At 60.3% G+C, this 22,627-nt stretch carries 18 protein-coding genes; 11 read left to right on the top strand and 7 right to left on the bottom strand.

The features are described 5' to 3' along the window. Positions 1 to 14 precede the first annotated feature (14 nt). The 8 genes from hemE to ACEXP3_RS20835 all read left to right on the top strand — a co-directional run bounded on the left by hemE (position 15) and on the right by ACEXP3_RS20835 (position 8,632). Positions 15 to 1,055 (top strand): uroporphyrinogen decarboxylase, encoded by a 1,041-nt coding sequence (hemE, locus tag ACEXP3_RS20870; RefSeq protein ID WP_377299053.1) that lies wholly within the window; start codon positions 15 to 17, stop codon positions 1,053 to 1,055. Next, positions 1,045 to 1,587: a protoporphyrinogen oxidase HemJ gene (gene hemJ / locus ACEXP3_RS20865; RefSeq protein ID WP_377299052.1), complete on the top strand. Its 543-nt coding sequence runs from the start codon at positions 1,045 to 1,047 to the stop codon at positions 1,585 to 1,587. The genes hemE and hemJ overlap by 11 nt, the downstream gene beginning before the upstream one ends. 171 nt (positions 1,588 to 1,758) lie before the next feature. Beyond that, entirely contained in the window at positions 1,759 to 3,024 is a 1,266-nt protein-coding gene (gene rho, locus ACEXP3_RS20860) for a transcription termination factor Rho (RefSeq protein WP_210106847.1), read from the top strand. A 63-nt stretch (positions 3,025 to 3,087) separates the two neighbouring features. Continuing rightward, positions 3,088 to 4,395: a tRNA uridine-5-carboxymethylaminomethyl(34) synthesis GTPase MnmE gene (gene mnmE, locus ACEXP3_RS20855; protein ID WP_377299136.1), complete on the top strand. Its 1,308-nt coding sequence runs from the start codon at positions 3,088 to 3,090 to the stop codon at positions 4,393 to 4,395. Between the two features lie 35 nt (positions 4,396 to 4,430). Continuing rightward, on the top strand, positions 4,431 to 6,302 hold the full coding sequence (gene mnmG, locus ACEXP3_RS20850) for a tRNA uridine-5-carboxymethylaminomethyl(34) synthesis enzyme MnmG (protein WP_377299050.1): 1,872 nt from the start codon (positions 4,431 to 4,433) through the stop codon (positions 6,300 to 6,302). Further along, positions 6,302 to 6,919, top strand: a complete 618-nt coding sequence (rsmG, locus tag ACEXP3_RS20845; protein WP_377299135.1) for a 16S rRNA (guanine(527)-N(7))-methyltransferase RsmG — start codon at positions 6,302 to 6,304, stop codon at positions 6,917 to 6,919. The genes mnmG and rsmG overlap by 1 nt, the downstream gene beginning before the upstream one ends. Positions 6,920 to 6,938: 19 nt before the next feature. Beyond that, a complete protein-coding gene (locus ACEXP3_RS20840) occupies positions 6,939 to 7,730 on the top strand; it encodes a ParA family protein (protein WP_377299049.1) in 792 nt (263 codons plus the stop codon). A gap of 20 nt (positions 7,731 to 7,750) precedes the next feature. Beyond that, the gene (locus ACEXP3_RS20835) at positions 7,751 to 8,632 is read left to right on the top strand and encodes a ParB/RepB/Spo0J family partition protein (RefSeq protein WP_377299047.1); all 882 of its coding nucleotides are present in this window, start codon (positions 7,751 to 7,753) and stop codon (positions 8,630 to 8,632) included. A gap of 45 nt (positions 8,633 to 8,677) precedes the next feature. Here ACEXP3_RS20835 and holA read toward each other — a convergent pair whose 3' ends face one another. From holA to leuS, 3 genes are read right to left on the bottom strand one after another with little or no spacing between them, the layout of a single operon-like run. Beyond that, the gene (gene holA, locus ACEXP3_RS20830; RefSeq protein ID WP_377299045.1) at positions 8,678 to 9,724 is read right to left on the bottom strand and encodes a DNA polymerase III subunit delta; all 1,047 of its coding nucleotides are present in this window, start codon (positions 9,722 to 9,724) and stop codon (positions 8,678 to 8,680) included. Between the two features lie 5 nt (positions 9,725 to 9,729). Then, entirely contained in the window at positions 9,730 to 10,251 is a 522-nt protein-coding gene (locus ACEXP3_RS20825; RefSeq protein WP_210106842.1) for an LPS assembly lipoprotein LptE, read from the bottom strand. Next, complete coding sequence (leuS, locus tag ACEXP3_RS20820; RefSeq protein WP_377299043.1) at positions 10,241 to 12,874, bottom strand: leucine--tRNA ligase; 2,634 nt, start codon at positions 12,872 to 12,874, stop codon at positions 10,241 to 10,243. Before leuS ends, ACEXP3_RS20825 begins: the two co-directional genes overlap by 11 nt. 170 nt (positions 12,875 to 13,044) lie before the next feature. Between leuS and ACEXP3_RS20815 the strand changes: the two genes are divergently transcribed. Both ACEXP3_RS20815 and ACEXP3_RS20810 read left to right on the top strand, forming a co-directional pair. Next, positions 13,045 to 13,704, top strand: coding sequence for a YggS family pyridoxal phosphate-dependent enzyme (locus ACEXP3_RS20815; protein WP_377299042.1), 660 nt, complete (start codon positions 13,045 to 13,047; stop codon positions 13,702 to 13,704). A gap of 119 nt (positions 13,705 to 13,823) precedes the next feature. Next, on the top strand, positions 13,824 to 15,758 hold the full coding sequence (locus ACEXP3_RS20810; RefSeq protein WP_377299041.1) for a propionyl-CoA synthetase: 1,935 nt from the start codon (positions 13,824 to 13,826) through the stop codon (positions 15,756 to 15,758). A 67-nt stretch (positions 15,759 to 15,825) separates the two neighbouring features. Here the strand turns inward: ACEXP3_RS20810 and ACEXP3_RS20805 are convergent, their stop codons facing one another. Continuing rightward, positions 15,826 to 16,527 (bottom strand): DUF1013 domain-containing protein, encoded by a 702-nt coding sequence (locus ACEXP3_RS20805; RefSeq protein ID WP_210106838.1) that lies wholly within the window; start codon positions 16,525 to 16,527, stop codon positions 15,826 to 15,828. 219 nt (positions 16,528 to 16,746) lie between these two features. Between ACEXP3_RS20805 and acs the strand changes: the two genes are divergently transcribed. Further along, positions 16,747 to 18,708, top strand: a complete 1,962-nt coding sequence (acs, locus tag ACEXP3_RS20800; RefSeq protein WP_210106837.1) for an acetate--CoA ligase — start codon at positions 16,747 to 16,749, stop codon at positions 18,706 to 18,708. A gap of 86 nt (positions 18,709 to 18,794) precedes the next feature. On the opposite strand, the gene ACEXP3_RS20795 is transcribed toward acs, so the two are convergent. The 3 genes from ACEXP3_RS20795 to ACEXP3_RS20785 form a co-directional block, all read right to left on the bottom strand. Further along, the gene (locus ACEXP3_RS20795) at positions 18,795 to 19,250 is read right to left on the bottom strand and encodes a thermonuclease family protein (RefSeq protein ID WP_377299038.1); all 456 of its coding nucleotides are present in this window, start codon (positions 19,248 to 19,250) and stop codon (positions 18,795 to 18,797) included. Between the two features lie 109 nt (positions 19,251 to 19,359). Beyond that, positions 19,360 to 20,982, bottom strand: coding sequence for an ABC-F family ATP-binding cassette domain-containing protein (locus ACEXP3_RS20790; RefSeq protein WP_210106836.1), 1,623 nt, complete (start codon positions 20,980 to 20,982; stop codon positions 19,360 to 19,362). Between the two features lie 131 nt (positions 20,983 to 21,113). Then, complete coding sequence (locus ACEXP3_RS20785) at positions 21,114 to 22,589, bottom strand: cyclic nucleotide-binding domain-containing protein (protein WP_377299036.1); 1,476 nt, start codon at positions 22,587 to 22,589, stop codon at positions 21,114 to 21,116. Positions 22,590 to 22,627: the final 38 nt, after the last annotated feature.

The following is a 22,627-nucleotide window of genomic DNA, read 5'->3' as shown; positions in this document are numbered from 1 at the left end:
AGGGAGAACACGGTTTGCCTTCACCACGCCGCAAGGTTCTGGAGGTCCTGCAAGGATCGACCGTCACGCCCCCACCGATCTGGCTGATGAGACAGGCAGGTCGATACCTGCCGGAATATCGCGAAACCCGGAAACAGGCCGGGAGCTTCCTGCAGCTCTGTTATTCTCCGGATCTGGCAACCGAAGTCACGCTCCAGCCGATCCGGCGCTACGGATTTGATGCGGCCATCCTGTTCTCCGATATTCTCGTGATCCCTGATGGACTGGACCGGAACGTTCACTTCATTGAAGGCTCGGGCCCCAGGATGGAGCCGATCGACGAGGAAGGAATTTTTTCGCTTTCTCCGGAAAAGGTTCTTCCGCACCTCAAGCCCGTGATGCAGGCTGTCGAGCAGATCCGCGCGCGCCTGCCGGATGAAACCACGCTGCTTGGCTTTTGCGGTGCGCCCTGGACGGTTGCCACCTATATGATTGCCGGCCACGGCACGTCCGATCAGGCTCCGGCCCGCCTCTTCGGCTATCGCCATCCAAAGGCCTTTGCGCATCTGCTGGCGGTGCTTGCCGATCTGTCTGCCGATTATCTCGTCGCCCAGATCGATGCGGGTGCCGATGCCGTTCAGATCTTCGATTCCTGGGCGGGCGTGCTCGGGGAAACGGAGTTCGAGGAATATGCCATCAAGCCGGTGGCGCGGATCATTCGCAGCGTCAAGGAACGCAGGCCGCAGGCAAAGATCATTGCTTTTGCCAAGGGCGCCGGCATGAACCTGCGCCACTACCGGCAGAAGACGGGGGCCGACATGATCGGGCTCGACTGGTCGGTGCCGCTGAGCTTTGCCGCCGACCTGCAGAAGGATGGGCCTGTCCAGGGCAATCTCGATCCCATGCGGGTTGTTGCAGGCGGCCTCGCACTTGATGACGGGATAGACGCAATCCTTCAGGTTCTCGGTCAGGGGCCACTGGTGTTCAATCTCGGGCACGGCATTACGCCGGAGGCGAACCCCGATCACGTGACGCAGCTCGTCAACCGCGTGCGGGGGATTGCGCATGGCGCCTGAGAAACAGGTGGATGCGCGGCCTGGGCGCCGGGCAGCGTTGCGGGCCGCCATAGCGCTCATCGTCTTTGTCGGAATTTTGGGAGGGCTCGTCACCCTGCAGCCGGAGAACCTTTACCTCTGGGTGAAGGCATTTCATGTGATTGCGGTCATCGCCTGGATGGCCGGTCTGTTTTATATGCCGCGGCTTTTCATCTATCACACCGATGCTGAACCGGGTTCGCAGCAGTCGGAAACCTTCAAGGTGATGGAGAAGCGTCTGCTGAAGGTTATCATGAACCCGGCGATGATGATCAGCTGGACGCTCGGTCTCTACCTCGCCTGGGACGTGTTTCAATTTCAGGGCGGATGGCTTCACGCCAAGATTGCGCTCGTCATCGCCTTGACGCTCGCCCATATCCATCAGAGCCGCGCCGTTCGACAGTTTGCTGTCGACGGGCCGCGCAAGACAGCGCGTTACTGGCGTCTGATGAATGAAATCCCGACCGTGCTGATGATGCTGATTGTCATTCTCGTGATCGTCAAACCGTTCTGAGCGCGAAGAATTCCGCAAGCCCCCCTTGCGGCTCACTGTTGAAGCCGCTATTTTCCCGCCACTCATCTTTCGTGGCTCGTGTGCATTCTCCTGTCGTCCGCGGTTTTCCTGCGGTAGCGAATTTCACAGACACGCCAATTCCCTCAAAATTAGTCAAAGCGGTCCCTCTTCATGGCTGAAATGAAGCTTCAAGAACTCAAGAGCAAGTCCCCGACCGACTTGTTGACCTTCGCTGAATCGCTGGAGGTCGAAAACGCGAGCACGATGCGCAAGCAGGAGTTGATGTTCGCGATTCTCAAGGTCTTGGCCAGCCAGGATGTGGAAATCATCGGAGAAGGCGTCGTCGAGCTGCTGCAGGACGGGTTCGGCTTCCTGCGTTCGGCCAATGCCAACTATCTGCCGGGTCCTGACGACATCTACATCTCGCCTTCCCAGATCCGCCGGTTCTCTCTGAAGACCGGCGATACGGTTGAAGGCCCGATCCGGGGGCCGAAGGAAGGCGAACGCTATTTCGCACTTCTGAAGGTCAACACGATTAATTTCGATGATCCGGAAAAGATCCGTCACAAGGTTCACTTCGATAACCTGACGCCGCTTTATCCGAACGAGCGCTTCAAGATGGAGCTGGAAGTTCCAACCTCGAAGGATCTTTCGGCCCGCGTCATCGATCTGGTGGCGCCGCTCGGCAAGGGTCAGCGCGGTCTGATCGTCGCACCGCCGCGCACAGGTAAAACGGTTCTTCTGCAAAACATCGCCCACTCCATCACGGCCAATCATCCGGAGTGCTATCTGATTGTTCTCCTCATCGACGAGCGGCCCGAAGAAGTGACGGACATGCAGCGCTCGGTGCGCGGTGAGGTCGTTTCCTCGACGTTCGACGAACCGGCCGTGCGCCACGTTCAAGTCGCTGAAATGGTCATCGAGAAGGCGAAGCGTCTGGTCGAGCACGGCCGTGACGTCGTCATCCTGCTCGATTCCATCACCCGTCTTGGCCGCGCCTACAACACCGTGGTTCCGTCTTCCGGCAAGGTGCTGACCGGTGGTGTGGATGCGAACGCCCTGCAGCGCCCCAAGCGCTTCTTCGGTGCAGCGCGCAATATCGAGGAAGGCGGCTCGCTGACGATCATCGCGACCGCCCTCATCGACACCGGCAGCCGCATGGACGAAGTCATCTTCGAAGAGTTCAAGGGCACCGGCAACTCCGAAATCGTGCTCGACCGTAAGGTCGCCGACAAGCGTATCTTCCCGTCGATGGACATCCTGAAGTCCGGCACCCGCAAGGAAGACCTGCTTGTGCCGCGCCAGGACCTGCAGAAGATTTTCGTTCTGCGTCGCATCCTCGCCCCGATGGGCACAACGGATGCGATCGAATTCCTCATCGACAAGCTAAAGCAGACCAAGAGCAACGGCGACTTCTTCGATTCCATGAACACCTGATCGATAGTCGGATTCGATATCCGGCTGTTAAGAGCGATCGGCGGTAGAAGAGGGCTTATGTCCCTGAATCAGTCAGACACGATTTTTGCACTTTCGAGCGGGGCGACACCATCCGGTGTCGCCGTTGTTCGTTTAAGTGGTCCTGATGCCTTCACCGCGGGGCGCACCTTGACATCCTTCCCTCCAGGCCGCGCCATGGCTCTGCGATCGATTCGTCGCCGGAACGGTGAGCTGATCGACAAGGGATTGGTGCTGAGCTTTCCTGGACCTGCGTCCTTTACCGGGGAAGATTGCCTGGAATTCCAGCTGCATGGCGGCCGGGCCGTGGTGGCGGCTCTGCAGAGCGAGCTTCTGGCGCTTGGACTTCGCCCGGCGGAGGCGGGAGAGTTCACGCAGCGCGCCTTCAACAATGGCAAGATGGATCTTGTCGAAGTGGAAGGGTTGGGAGACCTCATCTCGGCAGAAACTGAAATGCAGCGGCGACTGGCCATTGAGCAGAGCGCAGGCGGCCTATCACGCCAGTATGGAGAATGGGCGGAAAGGCTGACCCGTTGCCGTGCGCTCATCGAGGCGGAACTTGATTTCGCCGATGAGGACGATATTCCGGGTTCGGTGTCAGATCAGGTCTGGCGGCAGGTCGAGGCAATCCAACGCCAGGTCTCAGGTCAGATCTTGGCGACCGAAAAGGCGGGTGCTGTACGCGACGGGTTCAAAGTCGTGATAGCCGGACCGCCCAATGCCGGGAAATCGAGCTTCCTCAACGCGATCTCGAAGCGCGACGTGGCGATCGTCACCGATATTGCCGGAACGACGCGCGATATTTTGCATGTCGATCTCGATCTGGATGGCTTTCTGGTGCGCTTCTATGACACCGCGGGTTTGCGGGAGACCACTGACATCATCGAACGTGAGGGCGTACGAAGAGCACGACAGGCGATAGCCGAAGCTGATCTTGTTCTCCACCTCACGGAAATCGATTCGCAGGCGCAACAATCCCTCGATCTTGCCAGTGACATCCCCATTCTTCATGTTGGGACAAAGAAAGACAAAGGCGCCAGTGCCGACAGATCTTTCGATCTCCTGATTTCGACGAAAACAGGGGAAGGTCTCGACGACCTGCGACAGGCTATTCTGGCGCGTGTTCGCGACAACTGGGCCGCCGTCTCCGCCAGCGGGGCCGGAAGACTCCGACACCTTGCCCATCTTCAACGCGCTTCCCATTTCATGGCAGAAGCGCTATCAGGGGCGGAACTCGACCTTCGGGCGGAAAGCCTGAGACTGGCAGCAGAAGAACTGGGTCGCATCACCGGTCGGGTCGATGTGGAAGATCTCCTGGATGTGATTTTTTCCGAATTCTGCATTGGTAAATGACTCACGTGAAACACTGCGGGACAGCGGGCGTCGACATGAACGGCTTTGATGTAATTGTAATTGGTGGCGGGCATGCCGGCTGCGAAGCGGCGTCGGCGTCGGCGCGCCTCGGTGCGCAAACCGCGCTGGTGACCCATCGCCGCGACACGATCGGCGTCATGTCCTGCAATCCGGCGATCGGTGGTTTGGGAAAAGGACATCTCGTTCGCGAGATAGATGCGCTGGATGGATTGATGGGGCGCGTTGCGGATGCCGCCGGTATCCAATTTCGCCTGCTCAATCGCAAGAAGGGTCCGGCTGTCCGTGGGCCCCGGACCCAGGCGGACCGCAGGCTTTATCGTGAAGCCATGCAGCGAGAAATTTTCGGGCACACCAATCTCACTGTCATCGAAGGTGATGCTTTCGACCTGGAGCATACCGAGGGATGTGTCACCGGCGTCGTGATGAAGGACGGGACCCGCCTGCCCTGCCGCGCCGTCGTCTTGACGACCGGCACGTTTTTGCGCGGCATGATCCACATCGGCGACCAAACCATTCCTGCCGGTCGCGTGGGAGAAGCGCCGTCCACCGGGCTGTCTGCCACGCTTGGCGCCCTCGGTCTGTCGCTCGGCCGTCTGAAGACCGGAACGCCGGCGCGTCTCAATGGCGCGACCATCGACTGGAGTGCCATCGGCAGCCAGGAAGCGGATGAGGAGCCGGTTCCCTTTTCCTTCATGACGCAGACGATCACCAACCGGCAGATTGCCTGTGGTGTGACGCGAACAACCGATGCAACGCATAAGATCATCGCCGACAACATTAAAAAGTCGGCCATGTATTCCGGGCAGATTACCGGCGTTGGTCCCCGCTACTGTCCCTCGATCGAGGACAAGATCGTTCGGTTCGGGGAACGGGACGGGCATCAGATTTTCCTGGAGCCGGAAGGACTCGATGACGACACAGTCTATCCGAATGGCATTTCGACCTCCCTGCCCGCCGATATTCAGGAAGCTTTCATCCGCACAATCCCCGGGCTTGAGCAGGTCGAAATCCGCCAGCCGGGCTATGCCATCGAATATGATCACGTCGATCCGCGCGAACTGGAAGTGGATCTGCAGTTGAAACGGATGGGTGGTCTGTTTCTGGCGGGCCAGATCAACGGCACGACGGGCTACGAGGAAGCAGGCGCGCAAGGTCTGGTCGCCGGGTTGAATGCTGCCCGGTTGGCGGGCGGCGAACAAGCTGTCACGTTTAGCCGAACGGACTCCTACATCGGCGTGTTGATTGATGACCTGACGAGCCGCGGGGTCACTGAACCTTATCGCATGTTCACCTCCCGTGCCGAGTATCGTCTTTCGCTTCGTGCCGACAATGCGGATCTTCGCCTGACACCCATTGCGATCAAGCTCGGCCTTGCAGGAAAAGCGCGTGCGGAAAAATTCGAAGAGTTTGAATCGCACATAGCGAACGGCCGGAACATGCTGCAGAGCTTGACCTTGACGCCCAAGGAAGCGGAGGCGCACGGCCTGCATCTCAATCAGGACGGTCAGCGGCGCAGTGCCTATGATCTTCTGTCCTATCCTGACATTGACATGTCATCGGTCCGGCAAGTCTGGCCGGAACTTAAGCAACTCACTAAGCCGGTTGCCGAGGCTCTGGAAATCGAAGCCGGCTATGCGGTCTATATGGCGCGCCAGCAGGCCGATATCCAATCGGTCCGGCGAGACGAAGATCGGCAGATTCCGGATACGTTCGACTTCGATCAGATTTCCGGCCTTTCGAACGAATTGAAGTTGAAACTGAGGCGTGCAGCGCCGCGCAACATCGCCCAGGCATCCAAGGTTGACGGTATGACGCCGGCAGCGCTGGCACTGATCCTGGTGCTGGTGAAGAAGGCAGAGCCGCTTCGCGAGGTGCGAGTCTCTTGATGCAACTGAACGCCAAACGTGTTTCACGTGAAACAGTCGACCGCTTGGAGCGCTTCGAAGCGCTCTTCCAGAAGTGGGCACGGACTATCAATCTCGTCGCTCCCTCGACAAAGGTTGATTTCTGGAAGCGCCACATTGCCGACAGCGCCCAGATCTTCCAGCTCTCCCCTGAGCCGGCTGTGTGGGTGGATCTCGGTTCCGGCGGTGGGTTCCCAGGCATCATTACGGCGATTTTCCTGGCGGAGCTCGGAGAAGGCTGGGTCCATCTCATCGAGAGCAACCAGAAAAAGGCTTCTTTCCTGAGAACTGCCATTGCGGAAACGGGCGGTCGTGCCTCTGTTCACCCGGTGCGAATTGAAGCTGCCGTGCAAACCGTACCCCGATGCGACCGGATTTCGGCCCGTGCGCTTGCCGAACTGCCGCTTCTGCTCGATTACGCGTCCGGTTGGATGCTGTCCAATCCTGCCGTCAAGGCCTATCTGCACAAAGGCCGGGATTACGCGGCTGAAGTCGACAAAGCGCATGGCCGCTGGAACTTCGATCTGGTACAACATGCAAGCGTTGTAGAGGATGATTCCGTGATCTTGGAAGTCTCTCAGCTGCAGCGCAGGGTTTGACCTCACCAGCAGGTGTTCCATGTACGAGAGCAATCGGATCATCACAATCGCCAACCAGAAGGGTGGTGTCGGCAAAACGACGACCGCCATCAATCTTGCGACGGCTCTGGCGGCCATTGGCGAACGCGTTCTGATTGTTGACCTGGATCCGCAGGGCAACGCCAGCACAGGGCTCGGCATTGACCGGAAGGATCGCAAGATGTCGTCCTTCGACGTGATGATGGGTAGTCAGACCATCCGGGATGCCGCTGTCGCCACCGCCGTTCCAAACCTGTTCATCGTTCCGTCGACGATGGATCTTCTCGGTCTCGAGATGGAAATCGGCCGCGATGCCGATCGCGCCTTCCGGCTGCGCCGCGCGCTGCAAACGGTCGAGGCGCTCGATTTTTCCTATATCCTGCTCGATTGCCCTCCGTCCTTCAATCTTCTGACCATCAATGCCATGGCGGCCGCTCATTCGGTCCTGGTTCCGCTGCAGTGCGAATTCTTCGCACTGGAGGGTTTGAGCCAGCTTCTGGAGACGGTCAATCAGGTGCGTCAGACGATCAATCCGGGTCTCGATATTCAGGGGATCGTGCTCACAATGTTTGACGCGCGCAACAACCTCGCGCAGCAGGTGGTGAATGATGTGCGTACCTATCTCGGCGAGAAAGTCTACCACACGCTCATTCCACGCAATGTTCGCGTCTCCGAGGCGCCCTCCTATGGCAAGCCCGCCATCCTCTATGATCTGAAATGCGCGGGAAGCCAGGCCTATTTGCAGCTGGCTTCCGAGGTCATTCAGCGCGAACGGCGGCGTAAGGCTGCCTGATCTGCCAAGGGTAAAATGAAATGAGTGAAGATCTTTCCAAGCGGCGCCTCGGTCGCGGTCTTGCCGCATTGATCGGCGAAATGGACCAGGCTTTGCCGGTGGGCGAGCCCGCCGCGCGCGCTGTCAATCCCGATCGGCTGGTGCCCATTGAACATGTGTTGCGCAATCCGCGCAACCCTCGCCGCACATTCGATGAAGCCGAGTTGCAGGACCTGGCGAGCTCCATCCGCCAGCACGGGATTGTCCAGCCGGTCGTGGTCCGCCCGGTTGGAACTGATTACGAGATTATTGCCGGTGAGCGGCGCTGGCGTGCAGCCCAGCTGTCGGGTTTGATCGAAATCCCGGTTATCGTTCGCGATGTGGATGATCGCACAGCGCTGGAAATCGCGATCGTTGAAAACGTCCAGCGTTCGGACCTCAATCCGCTGGAAGAAGCACTGGGTTACGAGCAGCTGATCGCCGAACATGGCTACACGCAGAACGATCTCGGCGAGATCATCGGCAAGAGCCGAAGCCATGTGGCCAACAGCCTGCGCCTGCTGAAATTGCCGGAACCGGTGCGGGATATGCTCTCGTCGGGCGATCTCTCGGCCGGCCACGCACGTGCGCTTGTGTCGACATCCGATCCGGCAGCGCTTGCGCGCACCATCGTCGCCAAGGGCATGTCGGTGCGGGATGCCGAACGTCTGGCCCAGAACGACATCAAGGCTCAAAGCGAGCCGCAGACCCTGTCGCGGGCTTCGGAGAAGGATTCCGACACTCTGGCGCTGGAGCGGACGTTAACGGATGCGCTTGGACTGGACGTGAAGATCAGCCACAAGAGCGGTAGCGGCCAGATCCGCATTTCCTATCGTACGCTGGAACAGCTGGAAGAAATCTGCCGGCTTTTGGAGCGCCGATAGGCGTTCCAGACCGATAAGCCCCGATTTTGGACCGAAAACCGCGGTTTAGCCGCGCGCTGCACCGCGTGCAGATTGAAGCGTCGTCGCGAGCAAGGTCTGAAACGCGATGGTATCTTCCAGAACTGCCTTCTGGCGAGAGTGGAGAACGGCGGTTTGGAGGCGATTGGTCTCGCGGGCCAGGGCCTCACCCGTCCAGCTGCGGAGCGCCTTCTCAAACAGGGGCTTGCGCTTGAAATGGATATGGCGGCCCATGGTCTGCATGATCTGCGCCGGCTGGCTGCGCTTCTCATCCATTTCAGCGCGCATGAGGTCAAGCAGTTGAAATTGGCGCAGACAAGACTGCAGCACGAGAAAGATCGGCGTCTTTGAACTGACGATCTTCTGGATGGCTCGATGAAGTCCGGGCAAGTCTCCCTTCAGCACGCAATCAACAGCATCATCGGTGGAGATGGCACTAGCATCACCGATGATCTCCGTCACGTGATGTTCCTCGATGACGGCATTGCCGCGGCAATAGAGGGCGAGCTTGCGGATCTCGTTGCGAGATGCCACGCGGTCGCCGCCCAGCCCTTCCAGAAGCCGTTCACGTGCATCGGCGGTGATGCGCAGGTTTTCTGCTGAAAGCTCGTGATCTATCAACAGATTCAAAGACTTGACGTCATCCGCATAGCAGGGGATGGCAACCGCGAGCTTGGCCGGTTCGCAAAGCTTGCGCAACACATTGGTTTTCTTGAGATCACCACCTTCGATGATCAGAAGGTTTTCCGGTTCAGGTCCTGCAAGCAGGACCTGCAGCGCATCTGCCAGCGGCTTCTCGCTGCCGTTTCCACGCAGCCAGACCAGCTTATTGCCGCCGAAAAGGCCGACCGAATTGACTTCGTCCACGAGACGACCGGGATCGCCCTGAAGGTCGGAGAGATCCAGCCGTGTAAAGGAGAACGGGTCGTCCGGCGAGACGCCGGCCTTCGCCGCCAGCTCGCCGGCGCGTTCCGAAACAAGTCCGCGATCGGGTCCATAGATCAGGAAAATCCGGTAGAGTTGCGCAGCTTTCGGCAAAAGCCGCTCGAACTCATGGGCCTTGATTTCCGCCATGGCGCTCAGCGGCCAAGGGTAGCAGCAAGATCCGCGCGGATGAATTCGGCAAGTTCACGTCCAGCTCGGTCTTCCGCATCGCGATAGGCGCGAAGTTTGGCAAACTGCTGGTTGCCGATATCGACGAGCGACGTCACAGACCGCGTCGCGGTCCGCAGGACCTTGCCGTCACTAATCTTGGTCAGCGTATAGGTTGCCGATACGGTGACGCGGCCGGGTGTCACGCTCTGGGAGATCTGGTCATCCAGAATGTCGGCGCGAACCGACGTCACGCTCATTGCAAGCTGATAGTCGGCCGTTACCGCCTCCCCTGCACCACCGCTCGTCAGGAAGATCAGCTGGTTTCGCACCACCTGACCCACCCGGTCGCCGGCTGCAGAGAACTTGATCGCCGCCAGCTTCTGCGGCGTGCCGCTTGTGGATGAATAGAGCGGTCGCACCTGGCAGGCCGACAGGGACACCGCGGCTGCAAGAATGAGCACAAGCTGGCTTGCGCGGCGAAGGGCCGGTGAGAGTTCAAACAACAATGTTGATGATCCTCTGTGGGACGATGATGATCTTTTTCGGCGCACCGCCGGCAAGGGCCGTACGCACCGCTTCAATCTGCAGGACTGCCTGCTCGATAGTATTGTGATCCGCGTCACGGGCGATTGTCAATTCCGCCCGCTTCTTGCCGTTGATCTGCACCGGCAGCAGCACGTCATTGTCGGCCACGAGTGCTGCATCAAAGACAGGCCAGCCGGCCTGCGCAATCAGCCCCTCGTTTCCAAGCACGGACCAGCACTCTTCCGCCAGATGCGGTGTCATGGGTGCGATCAGCTGCACCAGGATCTGCGTGGCATCGCGAACGGCGGAAACGGTCGCCGCATCGGCGCTGCCGCCCGCAACCTGCGTCAGCGGTTGCGCCAGCGAATTCACCAGCTCATAGATCCTGGCCACAGCCTTGTTGAAGGCAAGCTTTTCGTAATCGCCCTCGACCGCTTTCAGCGTCTTGTGGGCGATCTGCGAAATGGCAAGCGCCGAGCCTTCGTGAGCCGGCTTTGCTTCGGCGGCACTCAAGGTAGGAGCGGCTTCCGACACGAGGCGCCAGACGCGCTGAACGAAGCGGTGCGCGCCTTCGACACCGGATTCCGACCAGATCACATCGCGCTCCGGCGGCGAATCCGACAGAACGAAGAAGCGGGCGGTATCGGCGCCATAGGACGCGATGATATCATCCGGATCGACGACGTTCTTTTTCGATTTCGACATCTTCTCGATTGAGCCGATCGAAACTTCTTCGCCCGACGACAGGAGATAGGCCTTTCGGGCCCCGTCGATATCCTCGATGCGGATCTCAGCCGGTGCCACCCATTGCCCATTCTGGCCCTCACCCAGCCGGTAGGTTTCGTGCACTACCATGCCTTGCGTGAAAAGGCCCTTGAAGGGTTCGCTGAGGTTCACATGGCCGGTTTCGCGCATGGCGCGGGTGAAGAAACGCGAATAGAGCAGATGCAGGATCGCGTGCTCGATGCCGCCGATATACTGGTCGACTGGCAGCCAGCGATCGGCAACCGCCGGGTCCGTCGGGCGGTCTTCCCAGGGCGCGGTAAAGCGGGCGAAATACCAGCTCGAATCGACGAACGTGTCCATCGTGTCGGTTTCACGGCGTGCATCATGGCCGCATTGCGGGCAGGCCACGTGTCGCCAGGTCGCGTGGCGGTCGAGCGGATTGCCGGGCACGTCGAAGGTGACGTCATCCGGCAGCTGGACGGGAAGATCCTTCTTCGGCACCGGCACCACGCCGCAGACTTCGCAATGGATGACCGGGATCGGGCAGCCCCAGTAGCGCTGGCGCGACACGCCCCAGTCACGCAGGCGGAAGTTCACCTTGCGCGCGGCCTGCGGCGCATTGCCGACCTGCTGTTGAGACAGGAGGTCCGCCACCTTCTGGAAGGCGTCGTCTGTCGAAAGGCCATCGAGAAAGCGCGAATTGATCATCACGCCATCGCCGACATAGGCCTCGTCGCCCACGGTGAAGCTTGCCGCATCGCCGTCCTTCGGCATCACCACCGGCACGACCGGCAGATCATACTTGCGGGCGAAATCGAGGTCGCGCTGGTCACCGGAGGGGCAGCCGAAGATCGCTCCCGTACCATAGTCCATCAGCACGAAATTGGCGATGTAAACGGGCAGCTCCCAGCTCGGATCGAGCGGATGCTTGACGGTGAGGCCGGTGTTGAAGCCCTTCTTTTCCGCCGTTTCGAGTGCGGCAAGCGATGTGCCCTGCCGGCGGCATTCCTCGGCAAATGCGGCGGCCTCGGCATTGCTTGCCGCAATCGCCTTTGCCACCGGATGATCGGCGGAAATGGCGAGGAATGACGCGCCGAACAGCGTATCCGGACGGGTCGTATAGACCTCGATCTCGCGGCAACCGGCCTTGGAGGTGCTTTCTTGCGACAGTTCCCAGCGGATCGTCAGCCCTTCCGAGCGGCCGATCCAGTTCTTCTGCATCAGGCGCACTTTTTCCGGCCATTGGTCGAGGCCGTCGAGAGCTACCAGCAGATCCTCGGCAAACTCGGTGATCTTGAAGAACCACTGCGTCAACTCGCGCTGCTCGACCAATGCGCCGGAGCGCCAGCCGCGGCCGTCGATGACCTGCTCGTTCGCCAGAACCGTCTGGTCGACCGGGTCCCAGTTGACCTTCGACTGCTTGCGGTAGACCAGCCCCTTTTCCATCATGTCGAGGAACAGGTACTGCTGGCGGTGGTAATAATCGACGTCGCAGGTCGCAAACTCGCGCGACCAGTCGAGCGACAGGCCCATCGACTTCAGCTGCGCCCGCATGGTGGCGATGTTCTGGTAGGTCCAGTCCTTCGGATGAACCTTGTTCTGCATGGCGGCGTTTTCTGCCGGCATGCCAAAGGCATCCCAGCCCATCGGATGCAGCACGTTGAAGCCGCGGGCCCGCTTGTAGCGCGCAACCACATCACCCATCGCATAGTTGCGAACGTGGCCCATGTGGATGCGGCCCGACGGATAGGGGAACATCTCGAGCACGTAGTACTTTTCGCGGGTGTCGTTGTTGTCGGTCTCGAAGGTCTTCTCTTCGGCCCACTTTGTCTGCCAACGGGGTTCGGCATCCCGCGGATTGTAACGTTCGGTCGCCATTTCAGTGAAATTCCGGGTATGAATAAGATGCGAGACCTTCACCACGAAAGCCGGTGAGCGTCAAGTTTTGAGGGTGCCCGATGCGCCGCGGGCGATCAAACACTTGGCATTCGGCCCTTCTGGCGGTATCGCCGGACGAGAGAGAATGCCATCGACCCCAAGGAGAGGCCATGACGATCGAGGAAAGACTGGCAGAGGTCCGCACAAAGATAAGTGCGGCGGAGCACGATGCAAGCCGGGCTGAACGCTCTGTGACGCTCGTGGCTGTGTCGAAGACATTCGAGGCCGATGCCATCCGCCCCGTCATTGCCGCGGGCCAGCGTGTGTTCGGCGAAAACCGCGTCCAGGAAAGCCAGGGCAAGTGGCCGCAGCTGAAATCGGAGACACCGGGCATCGAGCTTCACCTCATCGGCCCGCTGCAATCCAACAAGGCTGCCGATGCGGTTGCCCTGTTTGACGTGATCGAAACGGTCGACCGCGAGAAGATCGCCCGCGCCCTTGCCACCGAGATGCGGGCGCAGGGCAAACCATGCAGGCTCTATGTCCAGGTCAATATCGGCATGGAGCCGCAAAAAGCCGGCATCGCGCCGAAGGAGACGGTGGCTTTTGTTGATTTCTGCCGCAAGGAGCTCGGTTTGTCGGTGGAGGGGCTGATGTGCATTCCGCCGGCTGACGACAATCCGGGCCCCTATTTCGCGCTTCTTGCGAAGCTCGGCCGCGAGGCCGGCGTCGAGAAACTGTCCATGGGCATGTCGGGCGATTTTGAAACGGCGATTGCCTTTGGGGCGACAAGCGTGCGGGTCGGCTCCGCAATCTTCGGCCATCGTTGACAAAGCGCAAGCCTCGGGGTCCCAGGCTTGCGATGCCTTCCCCTTTCGTCGGGCTTTTCGCTCTCATCAGCTGCTTCTAAACTGCATCAGAGGGCAGTGGCGGACGATGGGAGGATCAGATGCAAAGCCGGTATCACGAGGTCTATCAGGAATGGCAGCAGGACCCGGACACCTTCTGGGGCGAGGCGGCAAAGGCGCTGCACTGGTTCAAGCCGCCGACGCGCGTCTTTGATCCGGATCAGGGCGTTTACGGTCGCTGGTTTGCCGATGGTGAGACCAATACCTGCTATAACTGCCTTGACCGCCATATCGCCGACGGGCGCGGCGGTGATCGGGCCCTGATCTTCGATAGCGCCATGACCGGCGACCAGCGCATCTATTCCTATGATGACATGCTGACGGAAGTGCAGGCCGTGGCCGCTGTCCTGAAGAATCTCGGCGTGGAGAAGGGCGATCGCGTCATTATCTACATGCCGATGGTGCCGGAGGCGGTCTTTTCCATGCTGGCCTGCGCCCGTTTGGGTGCCATCCATTCGGTGGTGTTCGGCGGATTTGCTGCCCATGAACTTGCGACGCGGCTGGATGATTCGCAGGCAAAGGTGGTGATCAGCGCCAGCTGCGGTCTGGAACCGGGCCGGGTTGTTCCCTACAAGCCTCTGCTCGACCAGGCGGTGGACATGGCGCGGGTGAAGCCGGATTGCTGTCTGATCCTGCAGCGCGACCAGCTGCATGCCGCGCTGCGCTACGAACATGGCGATGCGGATTTTGCCCATCTGGTGGAGGTGGAAAAGGCAAAGGGAACCGTGGTGCCCTGCGCCGTCATGGCAGCCACAGACCCGCTCTATATTCTCTATACGTCGGGCACCACGGGTCAGCCTAAGGGCGTCGTGCGCGACAATGGCGGGCACATGGTGGCGCTCAACTGGACCATGGCCAACATCTACGGCGTCTCGCCCGGCGAAGCCTTCTGGGCGGCCTCCGATATCGGCTGGGTGGTCGGACATTCCTATATCGTCTACGGCCCGCTGCTGGCGGGCAATGCCACCGTCGTCTTCGAGGGAAAGCCCGTGGGAACGCCGGATTCGGCGGCTTTCTGGCGGGTGATCGAGGATTATGACGTGAAGGTGCTGTTTACGGCGCCCACCGCCTTTCGTGCCATCCGCCGCGATGACCCCGACGGTGATCTCGTCTACCGTCATGACCTGTCGGGTCTGCGCGCCCTGTTTCTTGCCGGCGAACGCGCCGACCCGGAAACGCTGAAATGGGCCGAGCGCCTGTTGAAAGTGCCGGTGATCGACCATTGGTGGCAGACGGAAACCGGGTGGGCGATTGCGGCCAATCCGGCGGGCCTCGGGCTCCTGCCGTTCAAATACGGCTCGCCGACCCTTCCGATGCCGGGGTATGCGATCGAGGTTGTCGACGATGCCGGACATCCGGTGGAGGCCGGCACGCTGGGCAATATCGTGATCCGGCTGCCCCTGCCCCCCGGTTGCCTCGTCAGCTTCTGGAATGCCGACCAGCGCTTTCGCGCGACCTGCCTCGATGAGTTTCCCGGCTACTACAAGACGGCCGACGCTGGCATGCGTGACGAGGATGGGTATGTCTTCGTCATGGCGCGCACCGACGATATCATCAATTGCGCCGGCCATCGTCTTTCCACCGGAGCTATGGAAGAGGTCTGTGCCATGCATCCGGATGTCGCCGAATGTGCGGTCATCGGGGTCATGGACGCCTTGAAGGGGCAGATCCCCTGCGGCTTCCTCGTCTTGAAGAACCGCGTGACGCGCGATAACGCCCTGATCATCCGCGAGGTGGTGGATCTGGTGCGCCAGGAAATCGGCCCGGTAGCAGCCTTCCGGACCGTGATGATCGTCGAGCGCCTGCCAAAGACCCGTTCCGGCAAGATCCTGCGCGGCACGATGCAGAAAATCGCCGATGGCATGCCGTGGAAGATGCCGGCAACGATTGATGATCCGGCCATTCTCGACGAGATCGGCGCGATCCTGCGCAACCATGGTTATGCTGGCCCTTCGCCTACGCCGTCAGCGGCGTAGCAGGCAGATTGCGCGCATAAAAAAAGCCGGCGCTGGGGCCGGCTTTTCAAACAGGAACGGTCAGACCTCAGTAACGGTCGTCATCCTCGTCGTCGGTGCGGGTGGATTTCAGCGACGACAGCTTGGCAAAGACGGCGTCGGCGTCGATTTCCTTCTCTTCCTCGCGCTCGTAGCGATAGCCGAGGTTCTCGGTTTCGCTGGCAGCCTGCAGCGTCGCGCCCATTTCGGCAGCGGTCGGCAGCGGGCGGTTCTTGGCGGCGCGTTCAACTTCGAGATCGAGATCGATCTGGCTGCAAAGGCCCAGCGTGACCGGATCCATCGGCGTCAGGTTGGCCGCGTTCCAGTGGGTGCGATCACGGATCTGCTCGATGGTGGATTTCGTCGTGCCGACGAGGCGCGAAATCTGCGCATCCTTCAGTTCGGCATGGTTGCGCACCAGCCAGAGAATGGCGTTCGGGCGATCCTGGCGCTTGGAAACCGGCGTATAACGCGGGCCGCGACGCTTGGATTCCGGCACGCGTACCTTCGGCTCGGAGAGCTTCAGGCGGTAGTTCACGTCCTTCTCCGCGCGGGCGATTTCATCGCGCGAGAGCTGGCCGGTGGCGATGGGATCGAGACCCTTGATGCCTTGCGCGGCTTCGCCATCGGCAATCGCCTTCACCTCGAGAGGGTGGAGCTTGCAGAACTGGGCGATCTGATCGAAGGAGAGCGCCGTGTTGTCGACGAGCCAGACTGCCGTCGCCTTCGGCATGAGCAATTGTTGAGCCATGGATATGATCCTTCTATCGTCCGCGCCGGTGTCGCGGGCCGTGGGCTGTCACCACAATTTCCGGGAATTCCCGGGCTCTATAACCGGATTGCGAATAAATTGCAATTCTTCAAGCAGCATGACCGTTTGTCTAATTGTCGTCACCGCTCCACCTGATAAGAATCACATTCGGGAACCGCTTTCGTCGTTCGCAGGCGGTGGAGCATGAGGAGGAATGTCATGTCGGAGAAAGTGTATCCGGTCCAGAAGCACGTGAAGAGCCAGGCTCTGGTCGACCGTGACAAGTACATGAAATGGTACGAGGAAAGCGTCGAAAACCCGGACAAGTTCTGGGGCAAGCACGGCAAGCGGATCGACTGGTTCAAGCCTTACACCAAGGTCAAGAATACCTCCTTCAAGGGCAAGGTGGCGATCAAGTGGTTCGAGGATGGGCTGACCAACGTCTCCTACAACTGCATCGACCGGCACCTGAAAACCCATGGCGAACGCACCGCGCTGATCTGGGAAGGCGACAACCCCTATATCGACAAGAAGATCACCTATAACCAGCTTTACGATCAGGTGTGTCGCCTCGCCAACGTGATGAAGAAACACGGCGTCAAGAAGGGCGATCGCGTCACCATCTATATGCCGATGATCCCGGAAGCGGCCTATGCGATGCTGGCCTGCGCCCGCATCGGCGCGGTGCATTCGGTCGTTTTCGGCGGCTTCTCGCCCGAGGCCCTTGCCGGCCGCATCGTTGATTGCCAGTCCACCTTCGTCATCACCTGCGATGAAGGCGTGCGCGGCGGAAAGCCGGTGCCGCTGAAGGAAAACACCGACAAGGCGATCCATATCGCGGCGCGCCAGTATGTCACTGTCAACAAGGTGGTCGTGGTGCGCCGGACCGGCGGCAAGACCAACTGGGCGCCCGGTCGCGACCTCTGGTATCACCAGGAAATCGCAACCGTGAAGGGCCATTGCGAACCGGTGAAGATGAAGGCGGAAGATCCGCTGTTCATTCTCTACACCTCCGGTTCCACCGGCAAGCCGAAGGGCGTGCTGCACACCACCGGCGGCTATCTCGTCTATGCGGCGATGACACACGAATATGTCTTCGATTACCACGACGGCGACGTCTACTGGTGTACCGCAGACGTCGGCTGGGTGACCGGCCATTCCTACATCGTCTACGGGCCGCTCGCCAATTGCGCGACCTCGCTGATGTTCGAGGGCGTGCCGAACTTCCCCGACCAGGGCCGTTTCTGGGAGGTGATCGACAAGCACAAGGTCAACATTTTCTACACCGCGCCGACGGCCATCCGCTCGCTGATGGGGGCCGGCGACGAATATGTCACCCGTTCGCAGCGCTCCAGTCTGCGCCTGCTCGGCACGGTGGGCGAGCCGATCAATCCGGAAGCCTGGGAATGGTATTACAATGTCGTCGGCGAAAAGCGTTGCCCGGTGATCGATACCTGGTGGCAGACGGAAACCGGCGGCCACATGATCACGCCGCTGCCGGGCGCCACCGCCCTGAAGCCGGGATCGGCCACCCTGCCCTTCTTCGGCATCAAGCCGCAGCTGGTCGATAATGAAGGCAATGTGCTGGAAGGCGAAGCGGACGGCAATCTCTGCATCACCGACAGCTGGCCGGGACAAATGCGCACGGTCTACGGCGACCACGAGCGCTTCATCCAGACTTATTTTTCCACCTATAAGGGGAAATATTTCACCGGTGACGGCTGCCGCCGCGATGCCGATGGCTATTACTGGATCACCGGCCGCGTCGATGACGTGCTGAATGTTTCCGGCCATCGTCTGGGGACTGCGGAAGTGGAATCGGCGCTCGTCTCCCACCATCTCGTGTCGGAGGCCGCCGTGGTCGGCTATCCGCATTCCGTCAAGGGACAGGGCATCTATTGTTATGTCACGCTGATGGCGGGCAATGAGGGAACCGAGGCGCTGCGTCAGGAACTGGTCAAGCACGTGCGCCAGGAAATCGGGCCGATTGCGGCTCCCGACAAGATCCAGTTCGCCCCCGGTCTGCCGAAAACCCGTTCGGGAAAAATCATGCGCCGCATCCTGCGCAAGATCGCCGAGGACGATTTCGGTGCGCTTGGCGACATCTCGACGCTGGCCGAGCCCGCCGTTGTCGATGACCTGATCGAGAACCGGCAGAACAAGGCGCCCGTGGCGGCCTGATTGAGCCGCGTCCCTTACGCATCACGGCCGGTGGAGCAATCCGCCGGCCGTTTCTATTAGGCGCAGTGCAGTGGCCGGCTCAACAATCAGCTGCGAACACAGAGGTCGTTCTTGCGACCCTTGCCGCTATAGGGCGTTGCAAGCCCTGCCTGCAGAATTTCGCGGGCCGGATCACGTCCGTCGGCCAGCGAAACGTCGGCCACGATCCGGCCGAAATATTTGTCCGCGGCAATGCGCGAGAGCTTCACCTGCGGTGAGCGGGCGGCCATGTCTTCCAGCAGGCGCTTGGCTTCTTCTGCAGCCTGGCGGCCGGTATCGCACTTGGATTTCAGCTCTGCCGTATCGATGCCGCGCAGCCGCACGAACACTTCCACGCTCTGTTGCGGCCAGGGCCGTGCGGTCACCAGAAGCGTGTCGCCATCCACAACACGAATGACATCCGCCACGACCGGCCCCTCCACCAGCGTTTCGGCCTTGGCGAAAGGTGTCGCAGCAAGGCCGATCATCAGGGTCAACAACGGGAGGGAACGGGAATAGGTCATACAAGGAAAATATTCCTTGTATTAGCCAACGTCAATGGGAATTTTAACCTACAAGATCTGTGGCACCTTCATGCACGACCTGTTCACCCCTTGCAGCTGACCGCCGAATTCAGACATGCAGTCCTGGCGCTTCCTGCCCCGTGCGTTCGACATATTCGAGATAGCCGCCGCCATACTGGTGGATGCCATCCGGTGTCAGTTCCAGCACGCGGTTGGAGAGGGCGCCGAGAAAATGGCGGTCATGGCTCACAAACAGCATCGTGCCTTCATAGGCAGCCAGCGCCTTGATCAGCATTTCCTTGGTGTCGAGGTCGAGATGGTTCGTCGGCTCGTCCAGCACCAGAAAATTGGGCGGATCAAACAGCATGGCCGCCATGACGAGCCTTGCCTTTTCGCCGCCCGACAGCACCCGGCAGCGCTTTTCCACATCATCGCCGGAAAAGCCGAAGCAGCCGGACAGCGCCCGAAGCGGTGCCTGACCGGCCTTGGGGAATTGTTCTTCCAGCCACTGCAGCACGGTGCTTTCGCCATCCAGCAGGTCCATGGAGTGCTGGGCGAAATAGCCGAGCTTGACGCTGGCACCAATGGTGACGCTGCCTTCATCCGGCGCGGTGCTGCCGGTCACCAGCTTCAGGAGTGTCGATTTGCCGGCGCCGTTGATGCCCATGATGCACCAGCGCTCGCGCCGGCGCACCATGAAGTCGAGCCCCGCATAGATGGTGCGGCTGCCATAGGCCTTGTGAACGTTTTTCAGGTTCACCACGTCTTCGCCCGAGCGCGGCGCCGGCAGAAAATCGAAGGCGACGGTCTGGCGGCGCCGAGGCGGCTCCACGCGGTCGATCTTGTCGAGTTTCTTCACCCGGCTCTGCACCTGCGCTGCATGCGAAGCGCGCGCCTTGAAGCGCTCGATGAACTTGATCTCCTTGGCAAGCATGGCCTGCTGGCGCTCGAACTGCGCCTGCTGCTGCTTTTCGTTCTGTTCGCGCTGCTGCTCGTAGAACACGTAGCCGCCGGAATAGCTGGTGAGCGATCCGCCATCGATCTCGATGATCTTGGTGACGATGCGGTTCATGAACTCGCGGTCGTGCGAGGTCATCAAAAGCGCGCCGTCATAATTTTTCAGAAAGGATTCAAGCCAGATCAGGCTTTCGATATCGAGGTGGTTGCTCGGCTCATCGAGCAGCATCACGTCGGGCCGCATGAGGAGAATGCGGGCAAGCGCCACACGCATCTTCCAGCCGCCGGAGAGCCTTCCGACATCGCCGTCCATCATCTCCTGGCTGAAGGAGAGCCCGTCCAGAACCTCGCGGGCGCGGCCTTCCAGCGCATAGCCGTCCAGCTCCTCGTAGCGCGCCTGCACCTCGCCATAGCGCTCAATGATCGCGTCCATCTCGTCCATACGGTCGGGATCGGACATCGCCGCCTCCAGAAGACGCAGCTCGGCCGCCACCGTGCTGACGGGGCCCGCCCCTTCCATCACCTCGGCGACGGCCGTGCGTCCAGACATTTCCCCCACATCCTGGTTGAAATAGCCGACGGTCACGCCTTTTTCGATGGCGACCTGACCTTCGTCAGGAAGCTCCTCGCCGGTAATCATCCGGAAGAGCGTGGTCTTGCCGGCGCCGTTTGGCCCGACAAGCCCGATCTTTTCCCCCTTGTTCAGCGCGGCGGAGGCCTCGATGAACAAAAGGCGATGGCTGTTCTGCTTGGAAATGTTTTCGATGCGGATCATGTCGACAAAGGGCCCGAATGGTTTTCGCGCGCCTTATGCCATGGCCCGACGCCCCTGTCCCCGGTTTTGTGCAGACTTGCCTGCGGAAGGTGGACGGCAAAGCCACGCGTCACACCGGGCAACTGCCTGCGTCAAAAACCCTCGATGTTGAAGATGTGCCTTATCCGTGTTGCCAAAGAGAGGGGCGGTTTGGCAGCATCGTGCGGAGCAAGGCGCCTCTTCTCCTCCGACAGCCGGCGGGAGAGGATTGCGCTCACCTCGTCGGCGATCGCCGGGCGGTCCTTGAGGAGGGCAGCGATCGTATCGCGATCGATCTCGTAGGCCACCAAGGGGGTGAGGGCCGTGATGTTTCCGGCCTCTTCGGTTTCGGTGAGCAAGCCGCCCTCGCCGAACCAGTCCCCGGGAGAAAGCCGCATCAATTCGGTGCCGTCCCGGTCGATCGAGACCACCCCGGAGCGCAGGATCAGGATGGTGTTCATGATCTCGCCCTGACGAGCGATCAGGTCACCCTTGCGGAACGTGCGCCGTGTCATTGCGGCACTCAGCGCTTCCTTTTCGTCCTCGGTCAATGAGCCAAGAAGAGGCAAGGCATTGACCAAGCGCCGTGCGGTGCCGGGGTTGGCGCCTTGCGATGAGGGCTCGGGCGCTCGAACGGAACCTGCCGCATCCGCCAGCCTGATGCCGTGCGCCTTGGCATGGCGAAAAGCGAGATCGAAGATTTCATTGTTGGCCCTTACGCCATCGGCCAGGCTGGCGATCCGGAAGCTCAATTCAAGTTCGATGCTTTCGGTGTCCAGGCTGCAGATCTTCACAGTGGGAGGCGGCACCTGGAGGATAGCGTTGGCTCCCTTCAACGCCGTTTCCATCACCTCGACCACCGCAACCGGTGTCGTCATGATGGCGAACCGCAGCTTCACGCTGGCGCCATGGCTGATGTCGGGACCGCTGCGATTAACGAGCCTCGCCTTCGCCAGACTGCTGTTTGGAATGGTGACGAGGTCGTTCGCGCCATTGATCAGGTAGGTGGCGCGCCAGTTCGTTTCCACGACGCGCCCCTCCGCACCATCATCGACAACAATCCAGTCGCCTACGGTATAGGGACGCCCGAGATTGAGCGCGATCCCGGAAAAAACATCGTTCAAGGTGCTCTGGAGTGCCAGGCCGAGAATGATGGCAAAGACGCCGGATGTGGCAACGAGAGTGCCCACGGGCACGCTCAGCACATAGGAGATGACCGCCAGGAAGGCACCGCCATAGAGAACCGCAACGACCAGATCCTGCAGAAGGCGCGCTTCCCGCGGCTTGCGCTCGAAGATCAGGAAAATCCGCACCAGACCGACAAGGCAGGCCGAACCGACAAACCACCACGCAGCCTTCGCAGCCAAGAGCGCGATCATGGTGACGCTCATCGATCCGGCAGCGTTCGGAGAAAATGGCGTGCTGTCATGGGCATAGAGGAAGGTGCTGAGAAGTACGAACAGCAGAGCACGGCTGAGCAACAGCAGCACCTTCCTATTGTGAAAGACGATCCAGTTCATCACCACGAACGTGAGGATCATGCCCGTAAACTGAGCCGCCGCATTCTGTGTCAGATCGATCAGGAGCACACCTTACCTTTCGTGGAACCATAAAGCTTAAGGCAATC

This window comes from Neorhizobium fuzhouense, assembly GCF_042611105.1.
In the GTDB taxonomy this organism is placed as follows: domain Bacteria; phylum Pseudomonadota; class Alphaproteobacteria; order Rhizobiales; family Rhizobiaceae; genus Neorhizobium; species Neorhizobium galegae_A.
This window is presented reverse-complemented; position numbering and strand designations above follow the sequence as displayed.